This window comes from Cellulophaga sp. RHA19 (genome assembly GCF_002813425.1).
Classification (GTDB): domain Bacteria; phylum Bacteroidota; class Bacteroidia; order Flavobacteriales; family Flavobacteriaceae; genus Cellulophaga.
In genome coordinates this window covers 2056389-2075899 of sequence record NZ_PHUL01000001.1, presented here as the reverse complement: position 1 = coordinate 2075899, position 19511 = coordinate 2056389, and the positions used below count along the sequence as shown (strand labels likewise).

The 19511-nt window shown below is 32.8% G+C and carries 19 protein-coding genes; 9 read left to right on the top strand and 10 right to left on the bottom strand.

Annotated elements, in window-relative coordinates:
- Positions 1 to 114 precede the first annotated feature (114 nt).
- The 4 genes from dnaJ to AX016_RS09155 all read right to left on the bottom strand — a co-directional run bounded on the left by dnaJ (position 115) and on the right by AX016_RS09155 (position 3077).
- Entirely contained in the window at positions 115 to 1236 is a 1122-nt protein-coding gene (gene dnaJ, locus AX016_RS09170) for a molecular chaperone DnaJ (RefSeq protein WP_100895316.1), read from the bottom strand.
- Between the two features lie 9 nt (positions 1237 to 1245).
- The gene (locus AX016_RS09165; RefSeq protein ID WP_100895315.1) at positions 1246 to 1806 is read right to left on the bottom strand and encodes a nucleotide exchange factor GrpE; all 561 of its coding nucleotides are present in this window, start codon (positions 1804 to 1806) and stop codon (positions 1246 to 1248) included.
- Positions 1807 to 1906: 100 nt separating this feature from the next.
- A complete protein-coding gene (mnmD, locus tag AX016_RS09160) occupies positions 1907 to 2569 on the bottom strand; it encodes a tRNA (5-methylaminomethyl-2-thiouridine)(34)-methyltransferase MnmD (protein WP_100895314.1) in 663 nt (220 codons plus the stop codon).
- Positions 2570 to 2573: 4 nt separating this feature from the next.
- A complete protein-coding gene (locus AX016_RS09155) occupies positions 2574 to 3077 on the bottom strand; it encodes a DUF4920 domain-containing protein (RefSeq protein ID WP_100895313.1) in 504 nt (167 codons plus the stop codon).
- A gap of 107 nt (positions 3078 to 3184) precedes the next feature.
- Between AX016_RS09155 and AX016_RS09150 the strand changes: the two genes are divergently transcribed.
- Positions 3185 to 4252, top strand: coding sequence for a branched-chain amino acid aminotransferase (locus AX016_RS09150; RefSeq protein WP_100895312.1), 1068 nt, complete (start codon positions 3185 to 3187; stop codon positions 4250 to 4252).
- Positions 4253 to 4303: 51 nt separating this feature from the next.
- Here AX016_RS09150 and AX016_RS09145 read toward each other — a convergent pair whose 3' ends face one another.
- On the bottom strand, positions 4304 to 4690 hold the full coding sequence (locus AX016_RS09145; protein ID WP_100895311.1) for a nucleoside triphosphate pyrophosphohydrolase family protein: 387 nt from the start codon (positions 4688 to 4690) through the stop codon (positions 4304 to 4306).
- Between the two features lie 543 nt (positions 4691 to 5233).
- Here AX016_RS09145 and crcB point away from each other — a divergent pair.
- From crcB to AX016_RS09115, 4 genes are all read left to right on the top strand, one after another.
- Complete coding sequence (gene crcB / locus AX016_RS09130; RefSeq protein ID WP_100895308.1) at positions 5234 to 5605, top strand: fluoride efflux transporter CrcB; 372 nt, start codon at positions 5234 to 5236, stop codon at positions 5603 to 5605.
- Positions 5606 to 5858: 253 nt separating this feature from the next.
- A complete protein-coding gene (locus tag AX016_RS09125) occupies positions 5859 to 6197 on the top strand; it encodes a P-II family nitrogen regulator (protein WP_100895307.1) in 339 nt (112 codons plus the stop codon).
- A gap of 32 nt (positions 6198 to 6229) precedes the next feature.
- Positions 6230 to 7510 (top strand): ammonium transporter, encoded by a 1281-nt coding sequence (locus AX016_RS09120; RefSeq protein ID WP_198519421.1) that lies wholly within the window; start codon positions 6230 to 6232, stop codon positions 7508 to 7510.
- 116 nt (positions 7511 to 7626) lie between these two features.
- Positions 7627 to 8643, top strand: coding sequence for an outer membrane beta-barrel protein (locus tag AX016_RS09115; RefSeq protein WP_100895306.1), 1017 nt, complete (start codon positions 7627 to 7629; stop codon positions 8641 to 8643).
- A 70-nt stretch (positions 8644 to 8713) separates the two neighbouring features.
- Here AX016_RS09115 and AX016_RS09110 read toward each other — a convergent pair whose 3' ends face one another.
- Positions 8714 to 9364, bottom strand: a complete 651-nt coding sequence (locus tag AX016_RS09110) for a DUF1684 domain-containing protein (RefSeq protein ID WP_100895305.1) — start codon at positions 9362 to 9364, stop codon at positions 8714 to 8716.
- Positions 9365 to 9588: 224 nt separating this feature from the next.
- Here AX016_RS09110 and AX016_RS09105 point away from each other — a divergent pair, with 224 nt between their 5' ends.
- Both AX016_RS09105 and AX016_RS09100 read left to right on the top strand, forming a co-directional pair.
- The gene (locus AX016_RS09105) at positions 9589 to 10791 is read left to right on the top strand and encodes an MFS transporter (RefSeq protein WP_100895304.1); all 1203 of its coding nucleotides are present in this window, start codon (positions 9589 to 9591) and stop codon (positions 10789 to 10791) included.
- Positions 10788 to 11555 carry a DJ-1/PfpI family protein gene (locus AX016_RS09100; protein WP_100895303.1) on the top strand — a complete coding sequence of 256 codons (768 nt, stop codon included), beginning with the start codon at positions 10788 to 10790 and terminating at the stop codon, positions 11553 to 11555. The genes AX016_RS09105 and AX016_RS09100 overlap by 4 nt, the downstream gene beginning before the upstream one ends.
- Here AX016_RS09100 and AX016_RS09095 read toward each other — a convergent pair.
- From AX016_RS09095 to AX016_RS09085, 3 genes are all read right to left on the bottom strand, one after another.
- Complete coding sequence (locus AX016_RS09095) at positions 11536 to 12948, bottom strand: alpha/beta hydrolase (RefSeq protein WP_157811116.1); 1413 nt, start codon at positions 12946 to 12948, stop codon at positions 11536 to 11538. The two genes, AX016_RS09100 and AX016_RS09095, sit on opposite strands and share 20 nt — an antisense overlap.
- A gap of 123 nt (positions 12949 to 13071) precedes the next feature.
- Positions 13072 to 13905 carry a mechanosensitive ion channel family protein gene (locus AX016_RS09090; RefSeq protein WP_100895301.1) on the bottom strand — a complete coding sequence of 278 codons (834 nt, stop codon included), beginning with the start codon at positions 13903 to 13905 and terminating at the stop codon, positions 13072 to 13074.
- A gap of 70 nt (positions 13906 to 13975) precedes the next feature.
- Positions 13976 to 14428 (bottom strand): Lrp/AsnC family transcriptional regulator, encoded by a 453-nt coding sequence (locus AX016_RS09085; RefSeq protein ID WP_100895300.1) that lies wholly within the window; start codon positions 14426 to 14428, stop codon positions 13976 to 13978.
- A 114-nt stretch (positions 14429 to 14542) separates the two neighbouring features.
- Here AX016_RS09085 and AX016_RS09080 point away from each other — a divergent pair, with 114 nt between their 5' ends.
- Positions 14543 to 14932: a hypothetical protein gene (locus tag AX016_RS09080; protein WP_100895299.1), complete on the top strand. Its 390-nt coding sequence runs from the start codon at positions 14543 to 14545 to the stop codon at positions 14930 to 14932.
- 92 nt (positions 14933 to 15024) lie between these two features.
- On the opposite strand, the gene AX016_RS09075 is transcribed toward AX016_RS09080, so the two are convergent.
- A complete protein-coding gene (locus tag AX016_RS09075) occupies positions 15025 to 18474 on the bottom strand; it encodes a methylmalonyl-CoA mutase family protein (protein ID WP_100895298.1) in 3450 nt (1149 codons plus the stop codon).
- Between the two features lie 144 nt (positions 18475 to 18618).
- Here AX016_RS09075 and purU point away from each other — a divergent pair, with 144 nt between their 5' ends.
- Complete coding sequence (gene purU / locus AX016_RS09070) at positions 18619 to 19464, top strand: formyltetrahydrofolate deformylase (protein ID WP_100895297.1); 846 nt, start codon at positions 18619 to 18621, stop codon at positions 19462 to 19464.
- The last annotated feature ends 47 nt before the right edge of the window (positions 19465 to 19511 follow it).

The following is a 19511-nucleotide window of genomic DNA, read 5'->3' as shown; positions in this document are numbered from 1 at the left end:
AATTTTTCCAAAGATAGATAAATGGTAGCATATAAAAATAAAACCCACCCTTATTTACATAAGGATGGGAAAAAAAATGAGCAGTGACAAGCACTGCTCAATACTCTTTGCTCTTTAAGAGAACATATCTTTAACTTTCTCAAAGAAAGATTTATCAGATTTTTCTGGGTGTGGAGCAAAATTCTCATTGCCAGCCATACGCTCAAAAAACTCTCTTTGTTCTTTGTTAAGTTCTTTTGGTGTCCACACATTTACGTGTACTAAAAGATCTCCGCTACCATAACCATTTAAGCTTGTAATACCCTTACCTCTTAAACGTAATATTTTGCCAGACTGTATACCTTCTTCTAGCTTAATACGCACTTTTCCGCCAACAGCATCAATTTCTTTAGAAGTACCTAAAACTGCTTCAGAAATACTTATGTATAAATCATAATGCAAGTTATCACCTTCTCTTTTTAAAGTACTGTGCTCTTCTGTTTCTATAAGTACTATTAGATCACCGTTAACACCATTACCTGGCGCACTGTTTCCTTTTCCTGGCACCTTTAACTGCATACCATCTTCTACACCACCTGGTATTTTAATAGATACAGTTTCTTCTTTAGCTATTAAACCTTGTGCATCTGCACCTGCTGGTTTTTTATCTATAATTTGACCACTACCTCCACAAGTACTACAAGTAGCAGAAGTTTGCATTCTTCCTAAAATTGTATTTGCAATTTTAGTAACCTGCCCAGAGCCATTACAAGTAGTACAAGTATTATAAGTAACACCGTCTGCTTGCACTTTGCGTTTAACTTTGACCTTTTTTTCTACGCCATTAGCAATCTCCTCTAAAGTAAGCTTAACTCTAATTCTAAGATTAGAACCTTTTACTCTACGTTGGCCACCGCCAAAACCGCCGCCGAAGCCACCACCAAAGCCGCCACCGCCAAAGATATCTCCAAACTGACTAAAGATATCATCCATATTCATGCCGCCAAAGCCGCCACCGCCACCGCCAGCACCACCTTCAAAGGCAGCGTGACCGTATTGATCATATCTTGCTTTTTTATCAGGGTCACTTAAAATTTCATATGCTTCTGCTGCTGTTTTAAACATCTCCTCTGCCTTAGCATCACCAGGATTTTTATCTGGGTGAAATTCTATTGCTTTTTTACGGTATGCCTTTTTTATTTCTGCTGCAGTTGCATTTTTAGTGATGCCTAATATGCTGTAAAAATCTTCTTTCATTTCTTATTTTTAGTTCCCAACAACTACTTTTGGGTGACGAATAATTTTATCTCCTAACGTAAATCCTTTCTCTATTACGTCTATAATTTTACCTTTTAACTTTTCATCCGGAGCAGGAATTTGAGTAATAGCCTCGTGTACATCTGCATTAAATGCATCACCTTGCGCAACTTCTATCTCTAATAAACCTTTACCCTTTAAAGTTTCTGTAAATTTATTTTGTATTAGCTCTACACCAGTAACTAGCTCTTTATCTTCAGACTTAGAAATTTCTTTCATTGCTCTGTCAAAATCATCCATAACTGGAAGCATTGATACTATAACTTCTTGACCTGCTGTTTTAAACAAGTCCATACGCTCTTTAGACGTTCTCTTTTTATAGTTTTCAAACTCAGCAAACAAACGTAAAAACTTATCTTTTTCTTTTGCTAAGTCTTGTTGCAATTGTTCTTCTACAGACAACTCTACTGTTTCTTCTACAGGAGCTTCTGCATTTTCCTTAACTTCTTCAGCAGCTTTGTTTATTTTTTCTTCTTGTGCTACTTCTTCAGCTTTATCTTTTTTACTCATTATATGCTAACGTTTAATGTCTTGGATTTTAAGATGGCAAAAGTACTGCCATTTCTTTAAAAATGTCAAAATGTCACTAAAGTTTATTGTAAAAAACTACTTATGACTTAGTTGCTCTTAACATTTCTCTTTTCCCTGGAGGTCCTGGCAAGCGTTCTACCTTAAAACCAACTGCCAACATAGCGCGCCTAACACTACCTTTTGCTGCGTATGTTACCAACACTCCGTTAGTTTTTAATGCATTGTACATTATTTTAAAAACAGTCTCTGTCCAAAGTTCTGGCTGTACCCTAGCACCAAAAGCATCAAAATAAATAAGATTACAAGTAGCTTTATCTGTAATCTCTAAAAAATCTTGTTTTCTCTTTAAAAGCTGAAAATTTGGCAAAATAGTATTACTTACCTCCCATTCTACTTTATGCATTTTAGCAAATACATCTGCAGATTCTTTAGCATTTAACTGCTCTATATAATTTAATTGCGATACTTCTTCTAACGAAACAGGATAAGCCTCTACACCAGTGTAATTAATAGTTAAATTACTTTTAAAAGCCTCTAACGCTGTAATTATAGCATTTAACCCTGTACCAAAACCAATTTCTAAAATAGAAACAGGCTCATCTTTAAATAAAGATAAGCCGTGTTTTATAAATACGTGATAAGCTTCTTGCACCGCTCCGTGTATAGAGTGGTACTGCTCGTTCCAATCCTCTATTTGTATGGTTTTAGAACCATCACCTGTTGTTATTATTTTACGTTTCAAATATTTATTCTTTTAAGAGCACACCATCTGCCTCAAACCTGTAGGTTTTTTTAGGCTCAGTAATTTGCGCTATTTCTTCTTTAGTTGCACCACCATCTTCTGCATAATGCTGCTGTTCATCTACAGACATTTGCTCTATAAAAGCTTTTCCGTTTATTACAACTTCTTTACCTGCAATATCTTTAGGCATAAAAAAACCATAGTCTTTAAATTTTACCATTGCTTGTTCACCATCTCCTAAATCTAATTTCATCCAACACCCTTTAGACTGACAAACATCTAATACCTTACCCTTAAACTTAGTTGTTACCGTGTCTGCAACTGCTAAATTATGATAAACAACTGCCATTTCTTTGGTTACCTTAGCGTTATCTACTGTTATTTTTTCTCCAAAAGATGCTAATTCTTCTATTTTTTGCTCAGGTTCCTGAACTACTGTTTCTTTTTTTGCCTCCTTGCAAGACATAAACAATAAAATTACTACAAGCAAAATGTTAAAACTTTTCATATCTGATAAAATTTAGTGATAGAATGCAAATTTGAACAATTTTAATCTAAAAAAGAAGCACTAGTACTGATAATTGATTAATTTTATGATCTTAAATTATGAATACTATGGATGTTACTACAAATCAAATTAGTGTAGAAAAGACTAAAAACAGTAAAATAAACGATGTTGATTTTGATAATCTTTCGTTTGGAAGTATTTATATGGATCATATGTTGGTCTGCGATTATAAAAATGGTGCCTGGGAAGCTCCAAAGGTTGTTCCTTACCAGCCAATATCTTTAGATCCATCTTCTAAGATTTTTCATTACGGACAATCTATTTTTGAAGGAATGAAAGCATATAAAGATGAGCAAGATGCTATTTGGATGTTTCGTCCTTTAGATAATCATAAACGTTTAAACTTATCTGCAAAAAGATTAGCTATTCCTGAAATTCCAGAAAATTACTTTATGGAAGGGTTAAAAGCACTATTAAAGACTGATAGTGATTGGATTCCGAAATCTGCTGGAAGTTCTTTATACATTAGACCTTTTATGTTTGCAACTGGTAATGGTTTTCATGCATCTCCTGCAGATGAATATAAATTTATAATCTGTGGTGCACCTTCTGGTTCTTATTTTTCTGGAGAAGTAAAAGTACTTATAGAAGAAAAATATTCTAGATCTGCAAACGGTGGTGTTGGTTTTGCAAAAGCTGGTGGTAACTATGCTGGCCAGTTCTACCCAACTAAATTAGCACAAGACAAAGGATACCAACAAGTTATTTGGACAGATGATAATACACACGAGTATATTGAAGAGGCAGGTGCAATGAACGTTTTTGTACGTATTAATGATACTTTATTAACGTGCCCAACTAGTGACCGTATTTTAGATGGTATTACCCGTAAAAGTATTTTAAAAATAGCTGAAGACCAAGGTATAAAAACTGAGGTTCGTAAAATTAAAGTACAAGAATTAGTAGATGCCGCAAAAGATGGTAGCTTAAAAGAAATGTTTGGTGCAGGTACTGCAGCTGTTATTTCTCCTATTGCTGGTTTTGGCTTTAGAGATACAGATTATATGCTACCTACTGTTGACGATAGTTATGCTACTTTATTAAAAGACAGTATCACTAGCATACAATACAACAAAGCTGAAGATAAATTTGGATGGCGTTTTAAGGTTGAATAATCTTAATACCAACCTTTATAATATAAAAAAGTGCCTAATTAGGCACTTTTTTTATTTTTTAAGAATAGCTTCTATACTTGGTTTAAAATAGTTTGGCCCCTTTAATATTTTACCATCTTCTCTATACACTGGTTTACCATCTGCACCAAGCTTACTCATATTGCTACGCTGTATTTCATCAAAGACCTCTTCAATTTTATACTGCATACCGTGCTCCAATATTGTACCACATAAAATATATAACATATCACCTAAAGCATCAGCAACCTCTACCATATCTTTATTATTGGCAGCTTCTAAATACTCCTTATTTTCCTCATCCATAAGGTTAAAACGCAATAAATTCTTTTGCTCTCCTAGATCTGATTTTAATTCTTCAGAAACTCCTGCTCCAAAAGATTTATGAAATAACTCTACTGCTTTAAGTTTATTTTTCATTTGTATTATTTTACGTTAGTTTTGCACAAAAATAGAAATATGTTTACCACCGGACAATATATATTTGCTGCTCTTTTTGTAATTGTTTTTACTGTTATTATTGTAATTACATATAAAAAGGACAAAAAATTACATTTAAAAAACTATTCTGGTGTAAAATGGGTAGCAATTACATTTATTATCTTCATAATCTCCTTGTTTATTATTAAGCAATTTCTAAAAAATTAACGTTTTTTTACCATTCATAACAAAAATCAAGCAACACACAACAAAAAATAGACTTCCTTCGTTATAGTGTAAGAAAACACGTATTTTTGCGTTGTACTGATAAAAAAACCTGCCTAATGACTATTTTCCTTAACATCTTATTTATCCTAGTGGCTATAAATGCCTTACTTCTAGTGTTTAGCGTTAATCGTAATAGCTCTAAAACAAAAAAATCTATTAGTAAAACTACAGCAGAAAACACTGCTAAAGTATACCCACTTAATATAATCTCTACAAAATACAAAAAAGCAATATAGTTTTTTACCTTTGTAAGGTATGAAACAGTTATTACTTGTTTTTTTGGGCGGAGGAGCAGGAAGTGTTTTGCGTTTTCTTATAAGCAAAACACTAAATAATTCATTTCAACCCTATTTCTTAGGAACTTTTTTAGTTAACATAATAGGTAGCTTACTTATTGGTCTTATTATAGGCTTAACTCTAAAAGGCAATTACCTTACAGAAAATCAAGCGTTACTTTTAGCTACAGGTTTTTGCGGAGGCTTCACTACATTTTCTACATTTGCATTTGAAAACCAAACTTTATTAAAGAGTGGTGACTTTTTACATTTTGCACTATACACCTTATTAAGTATTACTATTGGCATATTTGCCGTAATAGCGGGCTTCTGGATTTCTAAATCCCTATAATACTTCTTAAAAAAATAATATTATTTCTATTATTAACACCCAATAGTAGCATTTTTGCTATTAAATACCCCTTTGTGCTCAAATTATTCATTATCTAAATATCATTTTAACAAAAAATTAAATAATAATTACATTACCCCCATTTAAAGTGGGGGTTATTTTATTTATATCATAAAAATTTAATTTCAACCCTATTAATTTAATAGGGGTAATACATAATTAAATACATTTACCCTGTAATTAACTAAACGATATGAAAAAAATTGAAGCAATTATTAGAAAATCTCAATTTGATGATGTAAAAAAAGCGTTACACCAAATTGAAGTAAACTTTTTTAGCTACTGGGATGTTACAGGAGTTGGAAATGAAAAGCAGGGACACGTCTACAGAGGTATATCTTACAGCACAACTGATATCCAAAGAAGATACTTATCTATTATAGTTTCAGACGAATTTTTAGAAAAAACTGTAAACACAATTTTAGATGCTGCTTACACAGGCAATGTAGGTGACGGCAAAATATTTGTATCTGAAATTATTGATGCATACCGTATTAGAACTAAAGAAAACGGGCACGCAGGAATAAACTAACCAAACCAAAGACACTATTAAAATTTAAGATTATGATTAACGAACAACAAGAAGCACTAACTAAAGCTGTTGAGAGCATCAATAGTGATATGGGTGCATTATGGATAATAATCGCAGCAATACTAGTATTTTTTATGCAGGCTGGCTTTACATTAGTAGAGGTTGGCTTTACGCGTAGTAAAAACTCTGGTAACATTATAATGAAAAACATTATGGACCTTTGCGTAGGATCTATTATGTTTTGGGCAGTTGGTTACGGTATTATGTACGGTAGCGACACTGTTTTAGGCGGATTCTTTAGAACAAGTCCAACAGAACAAGGATACTTTTTCTTTTCTGCAACAGATTGGTACAATCTATTTTTTCAGACAGTTTTCTGCGCAACAGCTGCCACAATTGTATCTGGAGCTATAGCTGGACGTACTAAATTTTCTACATACTTAATATTCTCTGCAATATTAACAACTATTATATATCCTATTTCTGGTAGCTGGTACTGGCCTTTTGACGATAATGCTTGGTTAAATGTAGCTGGCTTTGTAGATTTTGCTGGTTCTTCTGTAGTACACGCCGTTGGTGGTGGTGCTGCTTTAGTTGCAGCTATATTAGTTGGCCCACGTATAGGAAAATATGAAAACGGAAAAGTAAATGTTATACCAGGACACAATATGATTCTTGGTGCTTTAGGTGTATTTATCTTATGGTTAGGATGGTTTGGCTTTAATGGCGGATCTCAATTAGCTTGGGGTGGAGACAACACTATTGCTGCAGGAAGTGTTATTATAAATACAAACCTAGCCGCTGCTATTGGCGCAGTTGCAGCTCTTTTCTTTACTTGGATTAAGTACGGAAAACCAGACATATCTATGACATTAAACGGTGCTTTAGCTGGTTTAGTAGGTATTACTGCTGGTTGTGGTGCCGTAAACGCATGGGGAGCATTAGCTATAGGTCTTATCTGTGGTATAGCAGTTGTACTTTCTATTGAATTTATAGATAGAAAATTAAAAATTGATGATCCAGTAGGTGCAATATCTGTACACGGTGTATGTGGTTTTATAGGTACCGTTTTAGTAGGTGTTTTTGCCCTAGATGGCGGACTATTAAACGGTGGTGGAGCTAGCTTACTACTAGTGCAAACATATGGTTCTTTAGCTTACATTTTATGGGCTGCAGGAACAACATTTGTTATACTTTTTATACTAAAGAAAACTATTGGTTTAAGAGTTTCTAAACAAGAAGAATTAGAAGGTTTAGATGTTCATGAACACGATATTGAAGTATATCCTGAGTTTACAACAACTGAAAAATAATCAACAGAAACAAAAACGGAGCGTTTGGCAGAACGCTCCGTCGTAAAATGTTTCAATAACACAAAACAAAATCACTAACAAACCCCTAATATTAAAGGGTTTAAAATTTATTTAATATGAAATTGAATACGACAACAAATTACTTAAAAAAAATATCATTTTCAATAGTTATGTTATCCTCTGCATTAATTTTTGCTCAGGAAGAAGAAGATAAAAAATTAGAAATTAGCGGATCTGTAGATGCGTATTATAGAACAAATTTAACTGCAGATGATAAAGCATCTGAAGGTGAACCAATAGCTCCTTTAACCTCCTTTGCTAATGAAACTGGTTTTGCACTAGGTATGGCTAATATTATTGCTAGTTATGAGGGTGAAAAAACAGGAGCTGTAGCTGACCTTGTATTTGGCCCAAGAGGTGAGCAAGCTATTACAGGTTTAAATGTTAACCAATTGTACGCATATTGGAATGTAAGCGAAGGAACAAAGTTAACAATGGGTCGTTTTAATACGTATTTAGGTTACGAGGTTATTTCTCCTGTAGGTAACTTTAACTACAGTACATCTCACCTATTTTCAAGTGGACCTTTTTCTCATACTGGTTTAAAAGCAGATTTTACATTGTCTGATGACTTTAGTCTTATGCTTGCTGTAATGAACGTAACAGATGTAGATAATAATTTAACTAGTAAGTACGCATTAGGTGCGCAATTAGGGTATGCTGGCCAGTACTTAAATTTATATTATGATGATAAAGCTAACCTAGGTTTTGAAATTGACTATACTGGTGGTTTTGATTTATCTGATAGCTTTTACTTAGGTATTAACGGTGCATATGCAGACAATGATGGTAATGGTTTTGCTGGTGTTGCTTTATACCCACAGATTAAAGCTTCTGAGACTGCAACTTTTGGATTAAGAGGTGAGTATTTTACTGAGTTAGTTGATGGTTTAGACGATGAAGCTAGTGTTTTTGCAACTACTTTAACTGGCAGCTTTACTGTTGAAGATTTAACAATTAAGCCAGAAGTTAGGTTAGATGCTTGGAGTAACGACGAGCCGTTTTTAGATAACAACGGAGATCCATCAAAAAGTTTATCTACCTTTTTAATTGCAGCAATTTATTCTTTTTAAAAAAATTAAGTTTAGTTTATAGTTTGGTTGTTGAAGAAAGTCCAGTATGTGCGCTGGGCTTTCTTCTTTTTTATTCCTCTTTTTTAAATGCTTTTACGCCTGCTCTAACTTCTGTATCTAACGTGTTAACCATAGGTACAACAGGACAAGAATATTTTTTACTATAAGCACAATATGGGTTGTAGGCTCTATTAAAATCTATCATAATAAAATCTTCATCTGGCTCAGATAACTCTATATACCTACCTCCTCCATACGTTTCTTTACCGTTTGTATTATCTAAAAAAGGCAAAAACAAATGATCTTTATACTTTTTTTGCTTTATTAATTGTTGATTTTGATACACCTCTAATTGTAAATCTTTACCGTTTAAAGTAAAAAATAATCTACCGTACAATTTATACTCTTGATTTTGATTTGTTGTAGTTGGCATTAAAAAAGATTGTGCTCCTAAAACTAATTCTAATCTTGCTTTTACAATATAATTTGTATCTGGCTCAAAAAACTCTAACCCTTCAAAATTTTTTCTGTATTTGTTAGGTAATGGTGATGTTTTAGCATCTTTATACTCATCATTTAACTCCTTATGATACTCTAAAATACCTTTTAGCTTATCAGATTTTGCTGCCGCTATTTTTTCTTCAACCTCATTAGTGTGGTATTTTTTTTGCCCATTGCAACTTAATAACACCATTAAAAATAAAAATATAGAATACCTCATTAGATCACATTAAATTAATATAACAAAAGTACAACTTATTACTTTTTTACTTAGCTTTGTTTTTCAATAAAAGAAAATGCAAATACTTTCAATATATAAATCTGTTGCTATCTGTACCTTACAAAGGTGCCAGCGCTGCTGTATTTAATATTGAAATAAACATATTATATTACTAACAAGCCTGGCGATAAATTTTCGCCAGGCTTTTTTTTATTCCAACCAAAATGAAAAAACTTTACGCAAACTACATAGACTCATTTAAGGGTTTATCTACAGAAGTATGGTGGCTAGCACTTATCACGCTTATAAACAGAGCCGGAACAATGGTTATTCCGTTTTTATCACTTTATTTAAAAAATGATGTTGGTTTAACCTTAGAAAATGTTGGCGTGGTTATGTCTTGCTTTGGCGCAGGATCATTAATTGGGTCTTGGCTTGGCGGCACACTTACAGATAAATTTGGGTATTATAAAGTAATGCTTTTTAGCTTATTTACCAGTGGTATTTTATTTATTGGACTACAATTTTTACACGATTACTACAGTATTTGTGCTGGTATTTTTGTGCTTATGATTGTTGCAGATTGTTTTAGACCTGCAGCTTTTGTTGCTTTAATTGCCTATAGTAAACCAGAAAACAAAACAAGATCTGTTACACTTATTAGACTTGCTATTAACCTTGGTTTTTCTGCTGGGCCTGCTTTAGGTGGTATTATAATTACATCTTTAGGCTACATTGGTCTTTTTTGGGTAGATGGTTTAACGTGCGTACTGGCTAGTATTTTACTACTTGTTGTTTTAAATCCTAAAAAAGCACGGGTTATGGATAGCACTAAAAACAAAAGTCCAAAATCTGCCTATTTAGACGGTTATTACTGGGTATTTATTGCTTCTATGATATTATTTGGCTTTTGCTTTGTACAATATTTTTCTACCGTACCTGTATATTATAGTGATGCATACAAACTTAGTGAGTTTAAAATTGGACTACTACTAGCAATGAATGGCTTTTTAATATTTGCTTTTGAAATGCCACTTATTAAATATCTAGAAAAACTTAAATACTCTAAGGCTAGTTATGTTATTTTTGGTTTAATATTAGTTGGACTAAGCTTTATACTACTTAATATTTTCTCTTGGGTAGGAATTTTAGTTGTTGGAATGTTGCTAATGACCTTGGGAGAAATGATAGCTTTTCCGTTTTCTAATGCTATTGCTATGGAGCGCTCTAAACGTGGTAAACAAGGAGAATATATGGCTTTGTACAGTATTGCTTTTTCTATTTCGCATATTTTTGCTCATAACTTTGGTATGCACTCTATTGCAAATAATGGTTATATATTTACCTGGAATACTATTACAGGAATAGCTGTACTTGGCGTGGTGTTGCTTTTAATTTTAAAACAAATAACAATTACAAACAAATGAAAAAACTAAATTATATAATATTAGCAACACTAGTTAGTCTTGCTTTTGCCTGTACAGATAAGAAAAAAGAAACTACAGAAACAGAAGTAATTATTGAAAATATTACTGAAGAACGGTTTTATCCTGAGCTAGATTCTACACGTTATAACGTTGCTTTTTTAATTATGGATGGCACTTTTAATACTGAGTTTACAGCTCCTTTTGATATTTTTCAGCATACTAAGTTTAGAGAAAATATTAAAGCGATGAATGCTTTTACAGTTGCTAACACCTTAGAGCCAATAACTACGTTTGAAGGTGTACGTATTTTACCAGACTACAATTATATTGAAGATAAATTACCTAAAATAGATATATTGGTTGTACCAAGCGCAGAGCATCATTTAGATTCTGATTTAAAAGACACCCAGATGCTTAATTTTGTAAAAGAAGTGAATAAGGAAGCTCTATTTATAACATCGCATTGCGATGGTGCTTTTGTACTTGCAAAAGCTGGTGTTTTAGATAATGTAACCTCAACCACCTTTCCTAGTGATATTGCGCTATACAAAAAAACGTTTCCTAATTTAAAAGTTGCAGATAATGTATTATTTGTACACGATAAAAAATATATTACCTCTGCTGGTGGAGCCAAAAGTTTTGAAGCCGCTCTTTACCTATGTGAATATCTATACGGTAAAAAGGTAGCACAGTCATTAGCTGGTGGCTTGGTTATAGACTGGGATGTAAACAAAGTACCGCACCTTATTCTTCCTCAAGAATAAATCGTCCTTTTTTAAGGTAATTTTCAATTAGCTGGTTGTACTCTGGCGTAAGTTTTAACAATGTGGTAGACTCTAAATTATAAAGTTTATCTGCATCAGTATACCCATTTTTAAGTAATTCTTCCAAGTAAAATAACGATGTTCCAAAATCATCATTCTTAGCACTTAAAGATATTATTTTTAGGTAAGATTCATAATTTTTAGGTGCTACTATGGTTTTTAACATATACAAGAAACTTAATGAATCAAAATCTGTATTTTCTACAGCTAAAGCATTGTCTATATAGTCATCTGTTAATGCATTTAAATACCCCTGCAACCTGTGTCCCATTTTTTGCTGCTCCTGGTTTGTGCCGCTTTTAAATTTTTGAATCTCTTCTACCTGATGTGCCCACCATCCAAGGTTATTAAAATTGTAAGTGTACGCATCTTCTTCTATATAATATGCATAATCATTTTTTAAATTCTGTTCTTTAAACCACACATTATTTTCTGCACGCTTTAATGACTTATAAATTTTATTTTTACGTAATTCATTACTTTTATCCTTTAAAGAATCTATTTTTTTAAAAGGCTTATATACCACTATAGATCGGTCTACCAAGTTTTTAGCTTTTTTAAGCTTATTAGAAGCAACTAATTTATTAATGGTAGTAAGCGTAGTATTGTAATTATTATTTATAAATAAACTATCTACAGCCACATTACCTTTAGCCATAGCAGACATTTTAAATAAATCTAGTGCTTTAGACAAATTATTTGTAGAAGGCCAATTGTTTGTAGACTCTTCTATTAATAACTGATTTGGAATTTTTAACTTATTAAGCAACTCTTTATTAGCTATCATTTCTGTATAATTAAAATTATAGTTACTAACTATACCAATATACTGATAAGGCTTTTTAACGTTAATAATTTCAATATTACCAACAGGAGAGTTGTAAGACAGTACACCATCTATATTAGAAATAAATGCAGGAATTGTAGATGCTAACCTACCAGCTCTATTAAAACCAGATGTATAAATTTGATTTTCATCAATAGGCAACATTCCTACCACAGCATTAAAAGTTTTTGAAAATGCTAAAATATTTTTAGAGATTGAAATAGTATCGTTTAAATTGTTTGACGCAGCCAAAACATAGCCTTTCTCCTCTGCAATATTAGCCATTAAGCGTATTACTTGTTTTTCCCTATTGTTATAATCTACAATAAATACAACAGGCCATTTTTTATTAACTGTAAAGTTTGATGGAAGTAAAAGAGAAAAACTATACGGCAAAGAATCTCCTACCTTTATGTTGTCTACAACAGCTCCTTTTTTTAATGTTAATTCTTGAGCAGAAATCTGCAAACTTAGAGATACCAACAGTAGAAATACTAATTTTTTCACAAGCTAAAGTCTTTTGGTTTTTAGTTAGTTGATGTTAAAAACTAAATTACTATTAATATTTGTTTTTAACTCTATATAAAGCATCAAAAACCTAGCCAAAAGAAAATACTTTATTAAAAAAAATTAATCTCCTATAGCTCCCATTTCTACACCTTCTGAGTAAGCTACTTGTATACCGTGCTTACTAAAAGCGTTTTTTATAGCCTTATTAGCCTCAAAGGTAACTGGCCAGTAATCATCTGGATTAACAAAAGGCCTAACCAATAACTGTATGCTATGGGTATCAAAAGTTTGTATACCTATATCCGGAATTGGATCTTTTAACACGCTAGGAAGCTCTAACAACGCGTCAATAATAATTTTTTCTACTTTAGGAAAACTTTCTGAGTATGGCATTGTTACCAAAAGCTCTAACCTAATCATTCCTTTTTCTGAAAAGTTAGTAACAACAGAATCTGTGATTTTAGAGTTAGGTATAATTAATACCTTATTTCCTGGAGTAATAATATCAGTACTAAAAATTCCTATTTCAGAAACTCTACCAAATTTATCTTCAAGCTGAATCCAGTCATCAATTTTATATGGTTTTAACGTAAGTATTAAAATACCAGAGGCAAAATTTCCTAAACTACCTTGCAAAGCCATACCAACAGCAAAACCAACAGCTGCTAAAATTGCCATTAATCCTGTTAAATCTGCACCAACAATTGAGGCCGCTATAAATAAAGCTGTACCCTTTAGTAGTACTCCAACTAAAGAAGATACAAATGGGCGTAGTGTTTTAGAAATGCCTGTTTTTTCTAAGGCAACACCAACCATTTTTAATACTTTTTTAACCAGTTTAAAGCCTATCCAAATAACTAAACCTGCACCAATAATACGTGGCAAAAAAAACACCGCTTTATCTGTTGCTATCTGTAAGTATTTTCCAATAACGTCTAAATCTTCTGCTTGCATTTTAACTATACTAAAAAATGATGTTTTTATTTAAAGGCGCAAATTACAAATTTACTAGTAAACCTGTGTTCTAGCCCTCAATTTTTTTAATGGGAGCATTAGAAACTACATCAGACAAAATAATATGTGTACGTGCTTCTCCATATTGTATTAATCTATCTATAAATTGCTCTAAATGAAATTGATTTCTGAGTACAACTTCCATAATAATATTTTCGTTACCAGTTATACGGTAGCAGTTTATGACCTCATCAAAAGTACCAACCAGTTCTAAAAAAGGCTTTAGTTTACCCATAAAAGCACGTAAAGTAATAATTGCTTTTAACTGGTAACCGGTTTCTGTATGAGACACCATTGCCTTGTAATCTGTAATAATACCAAGGTCTTCCATTTTTTTTACTCGCTCTGCAACTGCCGGTGCAGATAAGCCTACTTGCCTACCAATATTTGCAAAAGATTCTCTTGCATTTTTTTGCAGGTAACTAAGAATTTTCCAGCTAATTGCATCAATCTTATTATTCAAAGCCTTTATTGTTTAAAATATTTAGAATCAAAAGTAAATATAAAAAATCACTTTATATTCATAATTAAAACAATAAGAATAAGAATGTAATTTTATGATATAATAGTAAGTACAATGCCATATAGAAATCTTAGTACAGTACCGGTTTATAAAAAAGCATTATCGCTTTGCCACACTAGTAGAGAACTAGCTTCTTATTTTAGCTACAATAAAGATTTATTGCAGCTATATAAGTCTAGTAGCCTAAGAGATATAATGGCCAACTCTATACTTACAGATGCCATTTTGTTGCCTATACAAATAGAGCAAGCAGAACGTAGCGATTGTAAGCACACAAAACTACACAGCATTAAATTCATCAATACTATTACCAGAAACATCTTAAGCTATTGTAATGGTTTAGAGCACCACGGTGTAAAAGAACAAGAATACCTAAACCTTTTACGCACCGAGATTAGAAGCTTTAGAAAATCATACAAAAACTGGCGTAGGTCTTTACGCTAATACACATAGTTACAGAATAAAAAAAATCACCTAAAATTACATTAGGTGATTTTTTACTTTATAATACTCTATAAATTTTGTTCTAATTGCGTTTACATATTTCTACGGTACTGCCCTCCTACCTGGAAAAGTGAACTTGTTATTTGCCCTAATGTACATACTTTAGATACCTCCATTAGCTTTTCAAAAATATTCTCATTTTTAACAGCGGCTTGTTGCAAGTCTTCTAATAATTCCTCTGCATTTGCAGCTCTCCCTTGTACACTTTTTAGAGTATCAATCTGTGCTAGTTTCTCTTCTTCTGTAGCACGTATAACCTCTGCTGGTAATACTGTTGGCGATCCTTTAGAACTTAAAAATGTATTTACACCAATTATAGGAAACTCTCCTGTGTGTTTTAATGTTTCATAATACAAACTCTCTTCTTGTATTTTAGATCTTTGGTACATAGTTTCCATTGCACCTAAAACACCACCACGTTCTGTAATTCTATCAAACTCTAATAAAACAGCTTCTTCTACAAGTTCTGTTAACTCTTCAATTATAAAAGCACCTTGAATTGGGTTTTCGTTTTTAGCTAAACCTAATTCTTTATTAATAATTAATTGTATTGCCATTGCACGCCTAACAGATTCTTCTGTAGGTGTAGTAATAGCCTCATCATAAGCATTTGTGTGTAATGAGTTACAGTTATCATTTATAGCGTACAATGCCTGTAATGTTGTTCTAATATCGTTAAAATCTATCTCCTGTGCGTGTAAACTACGACCAGATGTTTGTATATGATATTTAAGCATTTGCGCTCTTGGGTCTGCACCATACTTTAATTTTAGTGCTTTTGCCCATATTTTACGTGCAACTCTACCAATTACAGCATATTCTGGATCTATACCGTTAGAGAAGAAAAATGATAAGTTTGGACCAAACTTATTAATATCCATACCCCTACTTAAGTAATACTCTACATACGTAAAGCCATTTGCTAGTGTAAATGCTAATTGTGTTATTGGATTTGCACCAGCCTCTGCAATATGATAACCAGATATAGAAACCGAATAAAAGTTTCTTACTTGCTTTTCTATAAAATACTCCTGTACATCTCCCATTAAACGTAACGCAAATTCTGTTGAAAATATACACGTATTTTGCGCTTGGTCTTCTTTTAAAATATCTGCTTGTACTGTACCACGTACTTGCGCTAAAGTAGTTGCTTTTATTTCTGCATATACATTTGCAGGTAAAACCATATCACCAGTTAAACCCAGTAACATAAGACCTAAACCGTCATTACCTTCTGGTAAATCCCCGTTATAAACTGGTCTCTCTAACCCTTTACTGTCATATACTTCTTTAAACTTAGCTTCAACCTGTGCTTCTAAGCCATTTTCTTTGATATACTTTTCACAATTTTGATCTATTGCGGCGTTCATAAAGAAACCTAATAACATAGGAGCCGGACCATTAATGGTCATAGAAACTGATGTCATAGGATGACTTAAATCAAACCCAGAGTATAATTTTTTAGCATCGTCTAAACAACATATAGAAACCCCTGCGTTACCAATTTTACCATAAATATCTGGTCTGTGGTCTGGATCGTTACCGTATAAAGTAACCGAATCAAAAGCAGTGGAAAGCCTTTTTGCAGGCATACCTAAACTTACGTAATGAAAACGTCTGTTGGTACGTTCTGGTCCGCCTTCACCAGCAAACATACGCGTTGGGTCTTCACCTGTTCTTTTAAACGGGTATAAACCTGATGCATACGGGAATTCTCCAGGAACATTTTCTTGCAAGCACCAACCTAAAATATCTCCCCAAGCTTGGTACTTAGGTAAAGCAACTTTTGGTATTTGTGAATGAGATAACGACTCTGTATGCGTGTCTATCTTAATTTCTTTATCTCTTACTTTAAAACTATAAACAGGTTGCTTGTATTTATTTACTTTGGCATCCCAAGTAATAATAACTTCCCAGTTGTAAGGATCTAAATTCATTTTAACCCTATCAAACTCCTTAAAAAGCAAGTCTAAAAAGTCTTTGTCTGCTGCCTCTTTTACACCTTCTAAAATGGCAACTATATCTAAACCATTTTTAAGTAATAAAGCAGCTTCAGTTTTAGTTGTATTAGAAACTGATAATATCGTTTGATACACTCCGTATAAACGTTGTGCAACTTTGGTTTGCGTTACTACAGTAGCATCATAACCTCTATTATTTTCTGCAATTTCTGATAAATAACGTGTACGAGCTGGTGGTATAACAAAAACCTTTTCCTCTATCTCGTTTCCAAATTTAAAAGTAGATTTTAAATCTGCATTAGCTTTTTCTACCAATGTTTCCATAATTCTGGTGTACAACTTGTTCATCCCAGGATCGTTAAACTGGCTAGCCATTGTACCAAAAATTGGCATATCTTCTTGTGGCGTATCCCATAAATTATGGTTACGCATATATTGTTTTTTTACATCTCTAATTGCATCTAAAGCACCACGCTTATCAAACTTATTAATAGCTACTAAATCTGCAAAATCTAACATATCAATCTTTTCTAACTGTGTAGCGGCACCAAATTCTGGTGTCATCACATAAAGAGATACGTTACTGTGTTCTATAATTTCTGTATCAGACTGACCAATACCAGATGTTTCTAATACAATTAAATCGTATTCTGCAGCTTTTAAAACTTCTACTGCTTCCTCTACATATTTAGACAGCGCAAGGTTAGATTGCCTTGTTGCTAAAGAACGCATATAAACACGATCATCGTTAATAGCATTCATACGTATACGGTCACCTAATAGTGCTCCACCAGTTTTTCTTTTAGACGGATCTACAGAAACTAATCCTATTTTTTTATCAGGAAAATCTAATAAAAAACGCCTTACCAACTCATCTACCAAACTAGATTTACCAGCACCACCAGTACCAGTTATACCAAGTACAGGTACATTTTTAGTCGGCTTTTCAACTTTAGAAAAGTACTCTACAAACTCTTCATGTCTGTTTTCTGCAAGACTAATTAAACGCGCAATGGTATTTATATCTTTATTTTTTATCGATTTAGATACCGTTGTATTTTCTGGTAATTTTAATGCAGGCACAGGAAAATCACTCTTCTCTACCAAATCATTAATCATACCCTGTAAGCCTAATTTACGACCATCATCTGGTGCATAGATTTTAGTAATACCATGATCCATTAATTCCTTAATTTCTTCTGGTAAAATTACGCCGCCACCGCCGCCAAATATTTTTATGTGCGTTGCTCCACGCTCCTGAAGCAAATCATACATATATTTAAAATACTCGTTATGCCCACCTTGGTATGATGTTATTGCTATTGCATTTACATCTTCCTGTATAGCACAATCTACTACCTCTGCAACACTACGGTCATGACCTAAGTGTATTACCTCTACACCTGTAGATTGTATTATACGACGCATTATATTTATTGCTGCATCGTGCCCATCAAACAAAGCCGCTGCTGTAACAATTCTTATTTTATTTTTTGGGGTATACGGTTTCTGTTGTTCCATTCGTATTAAATAGCTAATTTTAGACTTGCAATTTACGAAAATTGCAAAAATCTACACTAAAAACATTCAATATTATAAAAATATAAGAAAGCTAGGGTGCTTATTTGATAATACCCTAAATTAGTTAGCTTAATTTTATTATTTATGAAGCTAACTATACTTATTAACTGCCCAGACCAAGCAGGTATTATATGCACTGTAACCAATTTTATACATACCAAAGGCGGAAATATTGTATACATAGACCAATACGTAGATAAAGAAAGTGCTACTTTTTTTATGCGATTAGAAAGTGAGTTTGGCAACACGCTATCCCTAGAAGACTTTAATAATGGCTTTAAAACTTTAGCACCTACTTACCAAATGAAATGGGAGGTACATAAAGAGGTTACTATACCTAAAATGGCCATTTTTGTTAGTAAGTATGATCATTGTTTGTATGACTTATTAAGTAGACATAGCTCTGGAGAATTAGCTGTAGACATCCCTTTAATTATTAGCAACCACGATAAAGCAAAAAGTATTGCTAACCAATTTAATATTCCGTTTTACCATATACCAGTAACCAAAGCAACTAAAATAGAAGCCGAAGAAAAACAATTGGCTCTACTAGCAGAATACAATGTAGATTTTATTGTTTTAGCTAGGTATATGCAAATTGTTAGTCAGACTGTAATAGACCAATACCCTAACAAAATAATAAACATACACCACTCTTTTTTACCAGCATTTGCAGGTGCAAAACCGTACCACGCAGCCTATAAAAGAGGTGTTAAAATTATTGGTGCAACAAGCCACTATGTAACAGCAGATTTAGACGAAGGACCTATCATTGAACAAGATGTTACTACGGTATCTCATACACACAGCATTACAGATTTAATTGCAAAAGGTAGAGATTTAGAAAAAATTGTATTGGCAAGAGGTGTAAAATTACATATAGAACGCAAAACAATGGTATTTAATAATAAGACTATTGTTTTTATATAGGTTGATGTGTTATAGAATACAAAATCTTATTACAAAGTTTTTATATG

Excerpts from the sequence above, each read along its gene's own strand:
- dnaJ (WP_100895316.1), bottom strand. The coding sequence starts at position 1,236 with ATGAAAGAAGATTTTTACAGCATATTAGGCATCACTAAAAATGCAACT.
- AX016_RS09165 (WP_100895315.1), bottom strand. The coding sequence starts at position 1,806 with ATGAGTAAAAAAGATAAAGCTGAAGAAGTAGCACAAGAAGAAAAAATA.
- AX016_RS09155 (WP_100895313.1), bottom strand. The coding sequence starts at position 3,077 with ATGAAAAGTTTTAACATTTTGCTTGTAGTAATTTTATTGTTTATGTCT.
- AX016_RS09150 (WP_100895312.1), top strand. The coding sequence starts at position 3,185 with ATGGATGTTACTACAAATCAAATTAGTGTAGAAAAGACTAAAAACAGT.
- AX016_RS09145 (WP_100895311.1), bottom strand. The coding sequence starts at position 4,690 with ATGAAAAATAAACTTAAAGCAGTAGAGTTATTTCATAAATCTTTTGGA.
- crcB (WP_100895308.1), top strand. The coding sequence starts at position 5,234 with ATGAAACAGTTATTACTTGTTTTTTTGGGCGGAGGAGCAGGAAGTGTT.
- AX016_RS09125 (WP_100895307.1), top strand. The coding sequence starts at position 5,859 with ATGAAAAAAATTGAAGCAATTATTAGAAAATCTCAATTTGATGATGTA.
- AX016_RS09120 (WP_198519421.1), top strand. The coding sequence starts at position 6,230 with ATGATTAACGAACAACAAGAAGCACTAACTAAAGCTGTTGAGAGCATC.
- AX016_RS09115 (WP_100895306.1), top strand. The coding sequence starts at position 7,627 with ATGAAATTGAATACGACAACAAATTACTTAAAAAAAATATCATTTTCA.
- AX016_RS09110 (WP_100895305.1), bottom strand. The coding sequence starts at position 9,364 with ATGAGGTATTCTATATTTTTATTTTTAATGGTGTTATTAAGTTGCAAT.
- AX016_RS09105 (WP_100895304.1), top strand. The coding sequence starts at position 9,589 with ATGAAAAAACTTTACGCAAACTACATAGACTCATTTAAGGGTTTATCT.
- AX016_RS09100 (WP_100895303.1), top strand. The coding sequence starts at position 10,788 with ATGAAAAAACTAAATTATATAATATTAGCAACACTAGTTAGTCTTGCT.
- AX016_RS09090 (WP_100895301.1), bottom strand. The coding sequence starts at position 13,905 with ATGCAAGCAGAAGATTTAGACGTTATTGGAAAATACTTACAGATAGCA.
- AX016_RS09080 (WP_100895299.1), top strand. The coding sequence starts at position 14,543 with ATGCCATATAGAAATCTTAGTACAGTACCGGTTTATAAAAAAGCATTA.
- AX016_RS09075 (WP_100895298.1), bottom strand. The coding sequence starts at position 18,474 with ATGGAACAACAGAAACCGTATACCCCAAAAAATAAAATAAGAATTGTT.
- purU (WP_100895297.1), top strand. The coding sequence starts at position 18,619 with ATGAAGCTAACTATACTTATTAACTGCCCAGACCAAGCAGGTATTATA.